The organism is Quadrisphaera sp. INWT6, from assembly GCF_015390235.1.
In the GTDB taxonomy this organism is placed as follows: Bacteria; Actinomycetota; Actinomycetes; order Actinomycetales; family Quadrisphaeraceae; genus Quadrisphaera.
In genome coordinates, this window is sequence record NZ_VUOH01000001.1 from 490,419 (window position 1) to 504,312 (window position 13,894).

Consider the following 13,894-nt stretch of genomic DNA (forward strand, 5'->3'; position numbering starts at 1 on the left):
CCCCCGGACCGCCGGCACCCCCGGGCGCCGGACACCGCTCGCCCTGGTCCTCGGGAGCCCGCTGGCATAGGTTCGGCCGTCGTGAGAGCGATCCGACGGTTCACCGTCCGCACCGCCCTGCCGGCGAAGCTGCAGCCCCTCGGCGAGCTGGCCACCAACCTCCGGTGGTCCTGGCACGCCCCGACCCAGGACCTCTTCGCGAGCCTGGACCCGGAGCGGTGGGAGGCGCTGCGCCACGACCCCGTCGCCCTGCTCGGCGACCTGTCGCCCGAGCGGCTGGCCGAGCTGGCGGCGGACAGGAGGGTCGTGGCGGCGGTGACCGCGGCCTCGGAGGACCTGCGCCAGTACCTGACGGGTGACCGCTGGTACCAGCAGCAGGTCGCCGGCGGCGCGCAGGACGGCTCGTCCTGGCCCCGCTCGATCGCCTACTTCTCGCCCGAGTTCGGCATCACCTCGGTGCTCCCGCAGTACTCCGGCGGCCTCGGCATCCTCGCCGGCGACCACCTCAAGGCGGCCTCGGACCTGGGCGCCCCGATCGTCGGCGTCGGCCTGCTCTACAAGGCCGGCTACTTCAAGCAGGCCTTCACCCGCGACGGCTGGCAGACCGAGACCTACCCCGTCTCCGACCCCGACGGCCTGCCCCTGACCCAGCTGCGCGAGGCCGACGGCAGCCCCGCCGTCATCTCCCTGCCGCTGCCGGGCGGGCGCACGCTGCTCGCGCACGTGTGGAAGGCCGACGTCGGCCGCGTCCCGCTGCTGCTGCTCGACTCCGACGTCACCGGCAACGACGAGGCCGCCGCCGGCGTGACCGACCGCCTCTACGGCGGCGGCGGTGACCACCGCCTCCAGCAGGAGCTGCTGCTGGGCGCCGGCGGCGTCCGCGCGCTGCGCCTGTGGTCGCGCCTGTCCGGTGCCCCGGAGCCCGGCGTCTACCACACCAACGAGGGCCACGCCGGCTTCCTCGGCGTCGAGCGGATCCGCGAGCTGACCTCGCAGGGGCTGTCCTTCGACGAGGCCGTCGAGGCGGTCCGCGCCGCCACCGTCTTCACCACCCACACCCCGGTGCCCGCCGGCATCGACAGGTTCGGCCGCGACGCGGTCTCGGAGCACCTGGGCGGCTCGGGCCTCCTCGGCGACGTGCCGCTCGACCGCGTGCTGGCCCTCGGCGCCGAGGACTACGACGGCGGCGACCCCTCGGTGTTCAACATGGCCGTCATGGGCTTCCGCCTGGCGCAGCGCGCCAACGGCGTCTCGGCGCTGCACGGCGAGGTCTCCCGCGGCATGTTCTCCGGCCTGTGGCCGGGCTTCGACGCCGACGAGACGCCCATCACCTCCATCACCAACGGCGTCCACGCCCCGACCTGGGTGGACCGGAAGGTCGTCGACCTGCTGGCCGCCTCCGGCGGCGGCGACGACGCCTCGAGCCAGTCCGGCGGGGCGGCCGCCCTCGACGAGCAGGCCCTGTGGGCGCTGCGCGGCGAGCTGCGCGCGCAGCTGGTCGCCGACGCGCGCCGCCGCGTGCGCTCCTCGTGGCTGCGCCGCGGCGCCTCCCCGGCCGAGCTCGGCTGGGTCGACGACGTGCTCGACCCCGAGGTGCTCACCATCGGCTTCGCCCGCCGCGTGCCCACCTACAAGCGCCTCACGCTGATGCTGCGCGACCCCGAGCGGCTGAAGGCGCTGCTGACGCACCCGACGCGTCCGGTGCAGCTGGTCATCGCCGGCAAGAGCCACCCCGCCGACGACTCCGGCAAGCGGCTCCTGCAGCGCATGGTGCAGTTCGCCGACGACGCCGGCGTGCGCCACCGCATCGTGGTGCTGCCCAACTACGACATCCGCATGGCGCAGACCATGTACCCGGGCGTGGACGTGTGGCTGAACAACCCGCTGCGCCCGCTGGAGGCCTGCGGCACGTCCGGCATGAAGGCCGCCCTGAACGGCGGCCTCAACCTGTCGATCCTCGACGGGTGGTGGGACGAGTGGTACGACGGCGAGAACGGCTGGGCCATCCCCACCGCCGACGGCGTGGAGGACGCCGACCGCCGCGACGACCTCGAGGCCGCCGCGCTGTACGACCTCGTCGAGACCCAGGTGGCCCCGCGGTTCTACGACCGCGACGCCTCCGGCCTGCCCGGCCGCTGGCTCGAGATGGTCAAGCACACCCTGGCCACCCTCGCCCCCAAGGTGCAGGCGACCCGGATGGTGCAGGACTACGTGCAGCGGCTGTACGTGCCGGCCGCCGCGTCCGGCGCCGCGCTCGCGGCCGGCGACTTCGCCGGCGCCCGCGACGTGGCCGCCTGGAAGGGCCGCGTCCGCGCGACCTGGGGCGGCGTCCGCGTCGACCACGTCGAGTCCGGCGGGGTCGGTGACTCCCCGGAGGTCGGCGACGAGGTCCGCGTGGCCGCCTACGTCAGCCTCGGGCAGCTCTCGCCGTCCGACGTCGACGTGCAGGTGGTGCACGGGCGCGTGGACGTCGACGACCAGCTCGTCGACACCGCCACGGGCTCGCTGGCCCTGGAGGAGAGCTACGAGGAGGGCCGGCACCTGTTCAGCGGCACCGTGGCGCTGCGGCGCTCCGGCGCCTTCGGCTACACCGTGCGCGTGCTGCCCAAGCACGCGTCGCAGGCCAGCGCCACGGAGACGGCCCTGGTCACCAGTGCCTCCTGAGCCACCCCGCTCGACCGCCGGCCCGCGCGTCGGGACGCTGACCTGACGGCGTCCGACGGCGGGATCCGGGTCCGGGACCTGCGGCGCTCCTACGCGAGCGCCGCAGGTCCCGGTCGGCGCGCCCGGCGCGTGCAGGCCCTGGCCGGGGTCGACCTCGACGTCCGCCAGGGCAGCTTCACCAGCCTCATCGGGCCGAGCGGCTGCGGGAAGTCCACGCTGCTGCGCGCCGTCGCCGGGCTGGAGGAGCCCGACAGCGGCTCGGTCGCCGTGTGCGGGCGGCCCCCCTCGGCCGCCGCGGCCGACAAGCAGGTCGGCCTGGTGCCTCAGACGCCCGCGCTGCTGCCGTGGCTGACCGTCCGCGCGAACGCCGAGCTCCCGCAGCGGGTGAACCGGCGCGCCGACCGCCGCCGGGCCGCGGACGCACCGGGACCCTCCGACGTCGTCGGCGTGCTGCAGGAGGTGGGCCTGGGCGCCGTGCTCGACGCCTACCCGCACGAGCTGTCCGGCGGCATGCAGCAGCGCGTGGCCCTCGCCCGGGCCGTGGCGATGCGCCCCGGCGTGCTCCTGCTGGACGAGCCCTTCTCCGCCGTCGACGAGATCACGCGCGAGGCGCTGCGCCGCCAGCTGCTCGCGCTGTGGGAGCACGTGCCCACCACCGTCCTCTTCGTGACGCACTCCGTGCGCGAGGCCGTGCTGCTCTCCGACGTCGTGGTGGTCATGGCCGGGCCGCCCGGGCGGGTCGTCGACGTCGTCGAGGTGGGCCTGCCCCGGCCCCGCGCGGGGGAGCACCTCGACGAGCGCGCCCTGCACGCCGTCGAGGACCGCCTGCGCGCCGAGCTGTCGGCCGCCTGGGCCGCCACCCACGGCGGCCCGGCCGGGGGGCCCGGCCCGGCCGCCGGACGGGAGCGCGGCGCGTGAGCACCCGCGCCTGGTGGCACCCGGCGACGTGGCTGCCGGCCGTCGTCGCCCTGGCCCTCCTCGCCACCGCCTGGCAGCTGCTCGCCTCCTCGCTCGCGGCCCGGGGGGAGACGTACCTGCTGCCGCTGCCCGCCGACGTGCTCACCGAGCTCGGCGGCTCGCCCGGCAGGTACCTCTCCGACGCCTGGACCACCCTGTCGACGGCGCTGCTCGGCGTCGCCGTCGGGGGCGCGCTCGCGGTGGCGCTCGCGGTGGTGCTGTCCGAGGTGCCCCTGCTGGCGCGGGCGGTCATGCCCCTCGCCGTCGTGCTCAACACGACCCCGGTGGTGGCCCTCGCGCCGGCGCTGGTGGTGGCGTTCGGCTTCGGGCGGACGCCGAAGGTGGTGGTCACCGCGATCGTCGTGTTCTTCCCCGTGCTGGTGACCGTGCTGTCGGGGCTGCGCGCCGCGCCGCCGGACGCCTTCGCGGTGCTCCGGTCGCTGCGCGCCTCCCGGCTGGAGGTGCTCCGCCGGCTCCGCCTGCCCGCGGCGCTGCCCGCACTGTTCACCGCGCTGCGCGTGGTGCTGCCGCTGTCGGTGGTGGGCGCGGTGGTCGCGGAGTTCGTGGCCGCCGGGTCGTCGGCGGGCCTGGGGACGCTCATCACGACGTCGGCCGCCAACTACCAGCTGGCGCCGGTGTACGCCGCGATCATCGTGCTCGCGCTGATGGGCGTCCTGCTGCTGGGCGCCGTCGTGGCGGTGGAGCGGCGGGTGCTCGCGCGCTACGCCCCCGGTCGCCGCTGAGTCGCCGCTCAGCCGCCGCTGAGCCGCCGCTGAGCCGCCGCTGAGCCGCCGTTGAGCCGCCGGCGCGCCGACCTGGACGCCGCGGGGGCGCAGGTCTAGCGTCCGGTCATGAGCACCGCGTCCGCCCCGGTCGGGGCCCTGGTCCGCTCGCTGCTGCAGGTCGACCGGCGCGTGGGCGCCTACCTCTTCGGCCTGGTCTTCGGCTTCCGCGCCGAGCGCACCCACGGCAACCACCCCGGGTACCGGAACGAGGTCGTCGGCCGCTCGTCGGCACGGGCGCAGGGCCTCGAGGGCGAGGCGCACCTGCGGGCCGTCGCCACCAGCTCCACCGCCGGCGGGGCGGTCTGACCGTGGGTGCGGTGCTGGGTGCGGTGCTGGGTGCGGTGCTGGGTGCGGTGCTGGGTGCGGTGCTGGGCGTGGTGCGGCGCGCGCTGCGGGCGTCGGTGGCCCTCGACCGGCGCGCGGGGGCGTACCTCTTCGGCATCGTCCTGGGGTTCCCCGACGAGCGGCAGCGGGGGAACTTCCCCCACGCCCCCGGTCGGCCGGGCAGCCGCGGCACCCAGCGCGCCGACCTGCAGTCCGGAGACGCCGAGCGCCGCGCCGTCGCCACCCAGGTCATGACCGGCGGCACCACCAGCTGACCCAGCGCGACGGCGGAGTCCAGGGTCGTAGGAGCCTCGTTCCTGGCCTCGGACTCCGCCGTCGCGAGGCCGAACGTCAGGCCCGGGGGAGCGGGAGCTCGAGCGCGGCGTCGGCCGCCAGCTCGAACAGGCGCTGGCGCACGTCGGTGGCCGAGCTCCAGCCGCGGTCGTCCCACTCCGCGGCGAGGCTGTCACCCGCGTAGACGACCTGGCCGAACGCCACCCGGCGGTACCGCGCCACCGCGATGAGCGCCGCGGCCTCCATCTCCACCACCGAGCACCCCTCGGCCACCCGGCGCTCCACGCGCTCGCGGGTCTCGCGGAAGAGGGCGTCCGTGGTCCACGCCCGGCCGAGCAGGTACGGCGCCCCAGCCGCCCCCAGCACCCGCTCCAGCACGTCGACGCCCACGGGGTCGGCCTCGATCGTGCGCGTGGGCGGGGCGTAGTGGAACGACGTCCCCTCGTCGCGCACGGCGCTGGTCACCACCACGGGTGGCCCATGACGAGGTCGGGCAGCAGCGCCCCCGCCCCGCCCACGGCGACCACGGCGCGCACCCCGCGGGCCACGACCTCCTCGAGGATCCCCGCGGCCATCGGCGCACCCACGCCCGCCTGGACGACGGCGAGCCGCTGCCCCCGCCAGGGCACGTCCCACACGGCGTGGTGCCCGTGCTCGGCCACCACGGGGTCGCGGCGCGCCGCTCCCGCGAGGGCACCCGCGGCCTCGACGGGCTGCCGGGGGAAGCAGAGCACGGCGCGCTCGGGCAGGTCGCGAGCCGCGACCACCCGGTGCGGCTCGATGACGCCGGGGCTCGCGAGGTCGTCCTCGAGCAGGGGCAGGCCGGGCAGGTCGGTCTCGGTCACGGACCGAGGCTGCCACCCCGCTGCCGCAGGCCCGATCATTGGCGGGTGACCCCGCTCCGCCGCCGCTCGTCCCTCGGCGCCCTGGCCGCCGCCGGCGCCCTGGCGCTCCTGCTCTCCGCCTGCTCCGGCTCGTCCCCGTCCCCCGGCGGGACGTCGTCCGCGGCGCCGTCGTCGGGCGTCGTCGACGCCGAGCGCTGCCAGGCGAACCGCGACGCCGGCACGGTCACCTACCTCACGGGCTACCAGTACCAGGCGTCCACGACGATCCTCGAGGCCGTCGCCGCGGAGTCGATGGGCCTCTTCGACGACGTCTGCCTCGACGTCGAGCTGCAGCCGGGCACCGGCGACACCGCCCAGGGCGCCCAGCTCACCGCGGCCGGCAGGGCGCAGCTGTCGGGTGTCGGCAGCGCGGCCGAGGCGATGCTCGCCGTGGCCGGGGGAGCGGACGTCGTCGGCGTCGCCACCTTCGGGCACGTGCCGATCGCGACCCTGATGACCGAGCCGTCCGTCACCGACCTCACCCAGCTCGACGGCACGACGCTGGGCCACAAGGGCAGCCTCCCGGCGCCCCTGCGCGCGATGCTCGTCACCGCCGAGGTCGACCTCGGCTCCATCACGCAGGTCAAGGTCGGGTACGACCCGACGGTGCTCGTGCGCGGGCAGGTGCAGTCGCTCACCGGCTACAAGTCCAACGAGCCGCTGACCCTGGCCGCCGCCGGCGACGAGGTGACGCAGTGGAACCCCGAGGACTACGGCGTGGTCGGCTCCTTCGGGCAGGTCATCGCCGACCCGCAGTTCGCGCAGGAGCACCCGACCGCGGTGCAGGACTTCGTGCGCGTGCTGCTGCGCGCCCACGAGGTCTGCCAGACCGAGGTCGACCAGTGCGTGCAGGCGGCGGCCGAGAAGAGCGGCAGCGGCTTCGACGTCGAGCACAACCAGCAGGTCTTCGAGACCGAGTCGGCGCTGGTGGCGAGCTCGACGCCCGCCGGGCAGCCGGTCGGGTACGTCGACCCGGCGGCGCTGCAGGCCGAGGGCGAGGTGCTCGTCGGGTCCGGCGAGCTGAGCGCCGTGCCGGACCTGACGAGCACCTTCGACGACTCCTACCTGCGCGCGGTGGTCGGCTCCGACGGCGCCGTGCTCTGGCCGGAGGCCGCCGCGACGTCCTGAGCGACGTCCTGGGCGACCTCCTGGGCGACCTCTGCGGGGTGCGGCCGGTACAGCCGCACCGACAGGGCGCTGACCGGGACCGACGCCCCCGCGCGGTCCACCGCCCAGACCGCCGCCGCGTCGTAGCGCTCGACGGCGCTGTCCCACAGGAGCCGGTAGCCGCCGACCCCGGCCTGCGGGGGCAGCACCACCTCGCCGTCGTCGAGGTCGCCGGCGAGCACGAGCAGCAGGTCCTCCCCGCCGGTCCCCGACGCGTCGAGGTGCACCTGGACGGTGCGGTTCTGCGGGTCGCTCCAGTCCTCCGGGTCCATCGGGCCCCCGGTGGCGTCCCACCAGGTCAGCGCCGCCGCGCCGGCCTCGCGCGGCGCCCGGGCGGAGCGCGGCGGCAGCTCGGCGCGCAGCACCGGGTGCTCCGCCCGCAGCGCCAGGAGCTGGCGGGTGCTCTCGAGGAGGTCGTCCTGCCAGGGGGCGAGGCGCCAGTCGACCCAGGAGGTCTCGTCGTCGAGGCAGTAGGGGTTGTTGTTGCCGCCCTGGGTGCGCCCCAGCTCGTCACCGGCGGTGACCATCGGGACGCCGGCGGAGAGCACCAGGGTGGCCAGCAGGTTGCGCATGGAGCGGCGGCGCAGGGAGGCGACCATGAGCTCGTCGGGGTCCAGCGCCTCGTCGGCGCGCGGGTCGGCGGCTGACGGGTCGCCGGTGAGCGGACCCGCCGCGGTGCCACCGGTACCGGGCCACCCCTCCATGCCGTGGTTCCACGACCTGTTGCCGTCGGTGCCGTCGCGCCCGTCCTCGCCGTTGGCGGCGTTGTGCTTGTGGTCGTACGCGGTGGCGTCGGCGAGCGTGAAGCCGTCGTGGGCGGTGATGAAGCTCACCGAGGCCGAGGGGCCGCGGTCGCTGGGCCGCCCGCCGAACAGGTCCGCCGAGCCGGTCAGGCGCAGCGCCAGCTCGCCGAGGCCGCTGCCGGTGGGCTCGCCGCGCGAGGCCCGTCCGGGCACGCCCAGCCAGAACTCGCGGGCGCCGTCGCGGAACCTGTCGTTCCACTCCGCGAACGGCACGGGGAAGTCGCCGGTGCGCCAGCCGTCGCGGCCGAGGTCCCACGGCTCGGCGACGAGCTTGACGTCGGACAGCACCGGGTCGGCGCCCATGGCCAGCAGCAGCGGGGCGTCGGGGCGGTAACCGCCGTCGAGGCCGCGGCCCAGCGTCGGGGCGAGGTCGAAGCGGAACCCGTCGACGCCGAACGCCGTCACCCAGTGGCGCAGCGAGTCCATCGCCAGCTGCACGCAGCGGGGGCGGCCGAAGTCGAGGCTGTTGCCGCAGCCGGAGGAGTCGACGTCGCGGCCCTGGTCCAGGCGGTAGTACCCGGCGGCGTCGAGCCCCCGCAGCGACAGCGCCGGGCCGTCGTGCGCGCTGCCCTCGCAGGAGTGGTTGTAGACGACGTCGACCAGCACCTCGAGCCCCGCGGCGTGCAGCGCGGCGACGGCGTCGTGGACCTCGGCCAGCACCGCAGGGGGGCCGGCGGCGCGCGCCGCGGCGGTCGCGTACCGCGGCTCGGGGGCGAACCAGCTCAGCGTGGAGTAGCCCCAGTAGTTCGCCTGCCCGCGCCTGGCCAGGGGGATCTCGGTGCTGATGGCCTGCACCGGCAGCAGCTCGACCGCCGTCACGCCGAGGCGGACCAGGTGGTCGACGACGGCGCGGTGGGCGAGCCCCGCCCACGTGCCGCGCAGCTCGGCGGGCACGTCGGGGTGGCGCATGGTCAGCCCGCGCAGGTGGGCCTCGTAGACCACGGTGCGCGACCACGGGGTGCGCGGCCGGGCGGCCTGGTCGGCCACGGGGGGGTCGACCACCACGCCGACGGGCACGCTCCCGGCGCTGTCGAGCCCGCTGCGCACCGAGCCGCCGTCCACGGGCAGCCACTGCGGCCCCTCGACGGCGTGCGCGAAGACCTCCGGACCCCAGCGCAGCTCGCCCTCGAGGGCACGGGCGTACGGGTCCAGCAGCAGCTTGGCCGGGTCGTGGCGGTGCCCGGCGCCCGGGTCCCAGGGACCGTCGACGCGCAGCCCGTAGCGCTGGCCGGCGACCACGCCGGGGAGCTCACCGGTCCACAGGCCGCCGGGGCGGCGCTCCAGCGGGACGCGCCGCTCGGCCCATCCGCCGCGCCCGTCGTCGTCGAGCAGGCAGGCGGTGACGGCGTCAGCGCTGCCGGCGGCGACCGCGGCGCTGGCCCCGCCGGGGTGCAGGTGCACGCCCAGCTGCGAGGCCCGTGCCGGCGTCGGAGCCGGCGCCGGTGCGGAGGGCGGCGCGGGGGCCGACGGCGGTGTCGGGGCTGCGGTGTCTTCCACGGGGCCACCCTGCCGCAGGTCGCGCACGACCGGGACGCGCACCCCGGCGGACGTAGGCTCTGCGCGTGATGCCAGCACCCTCCGCCGCGCGCGCGTCGGCGTACCTGGACCACGCGGCCGACACCCCGGTCCTGCCCGCCGCCGCCGAGGCGATGCTCGCCGAGCTGACCCGCACCGGGAACGCCTCCGCCCTGCACACCTCCGGCCGCGCGGCGCGACGCGTCGTGGAGGAGGCCCGCGAGGAGCTCGCCGCCGCCCTCGGCGCCCGCCCGGGCGAGGTCGTCCTCACCGGCGGGGGCACCGAGTCCGACAACCTCGCGGTGAAGGGCCTGTACTGGGCCCGCCGCTCCGGCCCCGGCGGAGACCCGCGCCGCACCCGCGTGCTCGTGTCCGCCGTCGAGCACCACGGCGTGCTCGACCCCGCCCACTGGCTCGCCGACCCGGCCACCGGCCAGGGCGCCGTGGTCGAGGAGCTGCCCGTCGACGGCGAGGGGCGGCTCCGCCTCGACGCGCTGCGGGCCGCGGTCGAGCGCGACCCGGCCTCCGTGGCGCTCATCAGCGTCATGTGGGCCAACAACGAGGTCGGCACCCTGCAGCCGCTGCACGAGGTGGTCGAGCTGGCCGCCGAGCACGGCATCCCCGTGCACTCCGACGCCGTCCAGGCCGTCGGCCAGGTGCCCGTCGACTTCGCCGCCTCGGGCCTGGCGGCCCTGTCGTTCACGGGGCACAAGCTCGGCGGCCCGACCGGCGTCGGGGCGCTCGTGCTGCGCCGCGGCACGCCCCTGGTGCCCGTGCTCCACGGCGGCGGGCAGGAGGGCGGGGTCCGCTCCGGCAGCGTCGACGCCGCCTCCGCCCGCGCGCTCGCGGTGGCCACCACGGCCGCCGTCGCCACCCTGGAGGAGCGGGCCGCGGCGCTGTCGGCGCTGCGCGACCAGCTCGAGGCCGCGGTGCTCGCCGCGGTGCCCGGAGCGGTGGTCCGCGGGCCGGCGTCCGCCGCCGACCGGCTGCCCGGCCTGCTGCACGTCACGGTCCCGGGCGCCGAGGGCGACGCGCTGCTCTACCTCCTCGACGCCCGCGGCGTGGAGTGCTCCACCGGGTCGGCGTGCACCGCGGGAGTGCCCCAGCCCAGCCACGTGCTGCGCGCGATGGGCCTGAGCGACGCCGAGGCCCAGGGGGCCCTGCGCTTCAGCCTCGGGCGCACGTCGACCGCCGCCGACGTCGCCCTCGTGGGCGAGGTCATCGGTCCCGTGGTCGAGCGCGCCCGCACCGCCGGGCTCGCGCTGGTCTCCCCGTGAGCGGCCCGCTGTGAGGGTGCTCGCGGCGCTGTCCGGGGGCGTCGACTCGGCCGTGGCGGCGGCCCGCGCCGTCGACGCGGGGCACGACGTCGTCGCCGTCCACCTCGCGCTCGCGAGCACAGCGCCGAGCGCGGTGCCGGGCCGGGCGCGGGGCTGCTGCACCGTCGAGGACTCCCGCGACGCCCGCCGCGCCGCCGACGTCATCGGCGTCCCCTTCTACGTGTGGGACCTCTCCGAGCGGTTCGGGCGCGACGTGGTCGACGACTTCGTCGCCGAGTACGCGGCGGGACGCACCCCCAACCCGTGCGTGCGCTGCAACCAGAAGGTGAAGTTCGCGGCCCTCGCCGACCGCGCGCTGGCGCTGGGCTTCGACGCGGTGGCCACCGGGCACTACGCGCGCCTGGCCGACGGCCCGGGGACGACGACGGGCGGCCGCGAGCTGCACCGCTCCCACGACCTCGGCAAGGACCAGTCGTACGTGCTGGCCGTCCTGCCGCCCGAGCGCCTGGCGACGGCGCTGTTCCCCCTCGGCGACGCCGCCGACAAGGACGAGGTGCGCGCCGAGGCCGCTGCCCGCGGGCTCGGCGTGGCCGACAAGCCCGACAGCACCGACATCTGCTTCGTGCCCGACGGCGACACCCGCGCCTGGCTCGGGTCGCGCCTGTCCGGCGCGGGCTCCGAGGCCGGTGACGTGGTCGACGCGAGCGGAGCCGTGGTCGGCGCCCACGACGGCGCCGCCGGGTACACGGTGGGCCAGCGGCGCGGGCTGCGGCTCGGCACCCCGGCGCCCGACGGGAAGCCCCGCTACGTGCTGTCGGTCTCGGTGGCCGAGCGCCGGGTGGTCGTGGGGTCCGCGGAGGACCTCGACGTCGACGTCCTCACCGGTGACGGCGCCGTGTGGTGCGGGCCGGCCCCGGAGGTCGGAGCCCGCCTCGGTGCCCAGGTGAGGGCGCACGGGCGCGAGCTGGCCTGCTCGGTCGAGCGCGCCGACGGCGGCGAGCTGCGGGTGCGCCTGGACGAGCCCGCCCGCGGCGTCGCGCCCGGGCAGCTGCTCGCCCTCTACGACGGCACCCGCGTGGTCGGCTCGGCGACCCTGTCGTCGGCGGTCCGCGCCGAGCGCGCGACGCTGCGGGCATGAGCGAGACCCCCGCCGCACGGCCGTCGGACGCACGGCCGCGGGCCACCGCCACCGGGGCCTGGCCGGGGGAGCACCCCCTGGAGGCCGCCCGCGCCGTGCTGGGCGAGCTGGCCGGTGCCGGCGCGCAGGGCGAGGGCGGCGCCGGCCTGCCCTTCGCCCCCGAGCTGCCCGCCCGGGGCCCGGGCGCCGACCCGACGGGCCGCACCGCCGCGCTGCTGGTCGACCTGCCCGTCGACCTGCAGCCCGTGGGCTGGCGCCTGGTCGACCACCCCGGCCGCGACGCCGAGCGGGCCGCGAGCTTCCGCACCGCCGACCTCGACGCCCTCGCCGAGGCCGCCGACGGCTACACCGGACCGCTGAAGCTGCAGGTGGTGGGCCCCTGGACGCTCGCCTCCTCCGTCTGGCTGCCCCGCGGCGAGCGGGCGGTGGTCGACGACGGCGCCGCCCGCGACCTGCTGGCCTCCCTGGTGGAGGGGGTGCGCCGCCACGCCGCCGACGTGCGGCGCCTCGTGCCGGGGGCCGACCTGCTGGTGCAGGTCGACGAGCCGAACCTGCCCGCGGTGCTCGAGGGCCGCGTGCCCACCGCCAGCGGCTGGGGCCGGCTGCGCGCCGTCGACGGGCAGCGCGCCCGCGACGGGCTGCGCGACCTCACCGGCGCGCTGCGGTCCGACGGCGTGCGCACCGCTCTGCGCTGCACCGCTCCGAGCAGCGGGTCCGCTGCCGGACAGGGCGCCGGCCCGAGCGGGACGAGTGGGGCAGGGGGGGCAGTGGGGGCAGCGGGGGCAGCGGGGCCGTGGCCGCTGCTGCGCACCTCCGGCGCCGACGCCCTGGTGGTCAGCGCCCCGCCGTCGCGCGCCCTCGGCGACGCCGTGTGGGAGCAGCTGGCCGAGGCGCTCGAGTCCGGGCACGAGCTCCACCTGGGCGTGCTCGACGTGCCGGCGCTGGCCGCCGGGGGAGCCCTGCCGCCGGTGAGCGCCCTGGTCGACGCCGTCCGCGGCCCCTGGGGCCGGCTCGGCCTCGACGCCGCGCAGCTGGCGCGGGTGGTGGTGACGACGTCCACGGGCCTGGCCGCGGTCGCTCCCGAGCGCGCCGTCGCGGCGCTCGCCCGGCTGGTGCAGACCGCCGACGCGCTGGGCGAGGTGCTCGCGGAGGGCTGACGCACCCGGCAGGGTGGGGGCGTGCCGCCGAACACCCGTCGCTCTTCGGGCGGGGACCGCCTCACCGGCGACCTCGCCCGCGCCTGCGCCTCGTGGCTCGCCTTCGTGCTCGCCCTCGGCCTCGCCGGGGTCGCGGCCGCCGCCGCCCGCGGCGCCGGGGCCTCCGGTGACGCGGCCCGGGCGGTGCCCGCCGCCGTCGTGCTCGCCGTGGCGGTGCCGCTGGTGCTCGTGGCGCACGGCCGGGCCCGGTGGGCCTCGGTGCTGGCGCTCAAGCAGCCGCGGCGCGCGGCGCTGGGCGTGCTGGTCGCGCTCGGCTCGGTGGGGGTGGTGCTGCTGGGTGACCACCTCCTCGGCGGCGGGGTCCGGGTGGTCGACGTCGACGCGTGGCGCCTGGTGCGGTGGCTGGTGGTGACGCTGCTGCTGGCCGCGGCGCTCGAGGCGGTGCCCGAGGAGCTGGCGTTCCGCGGCGGCGTCTTCGGCGGCCTGCGCGCCCACCTCCCGGGCTGGTTCGCCGGCCTGCTCACGACCGCCGCCTTCGTGGTCGCCCCCGCCGCGGCGATCTGGACCAGCGCCGCGCTGGGGCGCTGGCTCGAGGTCGGCGTGCCCTCCGCCACCTTCGCCCCGGACGGGCAGGACCCGGTCTCGTACGCGGTGCTGCTGGCGGCCTTCGGGGTCGTCCTGCTGCTCGTGCGGGCCGTCACCGGGTCGATCTGGGCGTGCGTCGGGTTCCACCTCGCGTTCCTGGTGGTCAACCGGCTGCTGCTGGGCGACGTCGGCACCACGGGCCTCGCCCTGCGCACCGGCGAGGGCGCGGAGGTGCTGGTGGTGGCGTACCTGGCCGTCGCCGCGCTGGTCCTCGCCGTCGTGCACTGGCGGCGCCGCTGACCTCCCGCTGACCCGTCTGCGCTCCTTCGCGCGCTGCTGTCGGA

13 protein-coding genes are annotated in these 13,894 nt (G+C 77.4%); 10 read left to right on the forward strand and 3 right to left on the reverse strand.

What is annotated here, in order from left to right; genetic code table 11:
• The first annotated feature begins 81 nt into the window (after positions 1-81).
• The 5 genes from glgP to F1641_RS02185 all read left to right on the forward strand — a co-directional run bounded on the left by glgP (position 82) and on the right by F1641_RS02185 (position 5,005).
• Positions 82-2,664, forward strand: a complete 2,583-nt coding sequence (gene glgP / locus F1641_RS02165) for an alpha-glucan family phosphorylase (RefSeq protein WP_194902821.1) — start codon at positions 82-84, stop codon at positions 2,662-2,664.
• A gap of 42 nt (positions 2,665-2,706) precedes the next feature.
• The gene (locus F1641_RS02170; RefSeq protein WP_194903303.1) at positions 2,707-3,582 is read left to right on the forward strand and encodes an ABC transporter ATP-binding protein; all 876 of its coding nucleotides are present in this window, start codon (positions 2,707-2,709) and stop codon (positions 3,580-3,582) included.
• The gene (locus F1641_RS02175) at positions 3,579-4,364 is read left to right on the forward strand and encodes an ABC transporter permease subunit (RefSeq protein ID WP_309225320.1); all 786 of its coding nucleotides are present in this window, start codon (positions 3,579-3,581) and stop codon (positions 4,362-4,364) included. The genes F1641_RS02170 and F1641_RS02175 overlap by 4 nt, the downstream gene beginning before the upstream one ends.
• Before the next feature lie 108 nt (positions 4,365-4,472).
• A complete protein-coding gene (locus tag F1641_RS02180; protein ID WP_194902822.1) occupies positions 4,473-4,712 on the forward strand; it encodes a hypothetical protein in 240 nt (79 codons plus the stop codon).
• A gap of 11 nt (positions 4,713-4,723) precedes the next feature.
• Entirely contained in the window at positions 4,724-5,005 is a 282-nt protein-coding gene (locus F1641_RS02185; RefSeq protein ID WP_194902823.1) for a hypothetical protein, read from the forward strand.
• 76 nt (positions 5,006-5,081) lie between these two features.
• Here the strand turns inward: F1641_RS02185 and F1641_RS19585 are convergent, their stop codons facing one another.
• Both F1641_RS19585 and F1641_RS22780 read right to left on the reverse strand, forming a co-directional pair.
• A complete protein-coding gene (locus tag F1641_RS19585; protein ID WP_206690393.1) occupies positions 5,082-5,495 on the reverse strand; it encodes a hypothetical protein in 414 nt (137 codons plus the stop codon).
• Complete coding sequence (locus tag F1641_RS22780) at positions 5,486-5,869, reverse strand: hypothetical protein (protein WP_206690394.1); 384 nt, start codon at positions 5,867-5,869, stop codon at positions 5,486-5,488. The genes F1641_RS19585 and F1641_RS22780 overlap by 10 nt, the downstream gene beginning before the upstream one ends.
• Before the next feature lie 45 nt (positions 5,870-5,914).
• Here F1641_RS22780 and F1641_RS02195 point away from each other — a divergent pair, with 45 nt between their 5' ends.
• Complete coding sequence (locus tag F1641_RS02195) at positions 5,915-7,036, forward strand: ABC transporter substrate-binding protein (RefSeq protein ID WP_206690395.1); 1,122 nt, start codon at positions 5,915-5,917, stop codon at positions 7,034-7,036.
• Here F1641_RS02195 and glgX read toward each other — a convergent pair.
• Entirely contained in the window at positions 6,970-9,375 is a 2,406-nt protein-coding gene (glgX, locus tag F1641_RS02200) for a glycogen debranching protein GlgX (protein WP_309225321.1), read from the reverse strand. The two genes, F1641_RS02195 and glgX, sit on opposite strands and share 67 nt — an antisense overlap.
• Before the next feature lie 68 nt (positions 9,376-9,443).
• Here glgX and F1641_RS02205 point away from each other — a divergent pair, with 68 nt between their 5' ends.
• The 4 genes from F1641_RS02205 to F1641_RS22785 are packed head-to-tail and all read left to right on the forward strand — an operon-like array spanning position 9,444 to position 13,850.
• On the forward strand, positions 9,444-10,670 hold the full coding sequence (locus F1641_RS02205; RefSeq protein WP_194903307.1) for a cysteine desulfurase family protein: 1,227 nt from the start codon (positions 9,444-9,446) through the stop codon (positions 10,668-10,670).
• Positions 10,671-10,680: 10 nt separating this feature from the next.
• Positions 10,681-11,808 (forward strand): tRNA 2-thiouridine(34) synthase MnmA, encoded by a 1,128-nt coding sequence (gene mnmA, locus F1641_RS02210; protein ID WP_194902824.1) that lies wholly within the window; start codon positions 10,681-10,683, stop codon positions 11,806-11,808.
• Complete coding sequence (locus F1641_RS02215) at positions 11,805-12,965, forward strand: methionine synthase (RefSeq protein WP_194902825.1); 1,161 nt, start codon at positions 11,805-11,807, stop codon at positions 12,963-12,965. Before mnmA ends, F1641_RS02215 begins: the two co-directional genes overlap by 4 nt.
• Positions 12,966-12,986: 21 nt before the next feature.
• Complete coding sequence (locus tag F1641_RS22785) at positions 12,987-13,850, forward strand: type II CAAX prenyl endopeptidase Rce1 family protein (RefSeq protein ID WP_194902826.1); 864 nt, start codon at positions 12,987-12,989, stop codon at positions 13,848-13,850.
• The last annotated feature ends 44 nt before the right edge of the window (positions 13,851-13,894 follow it).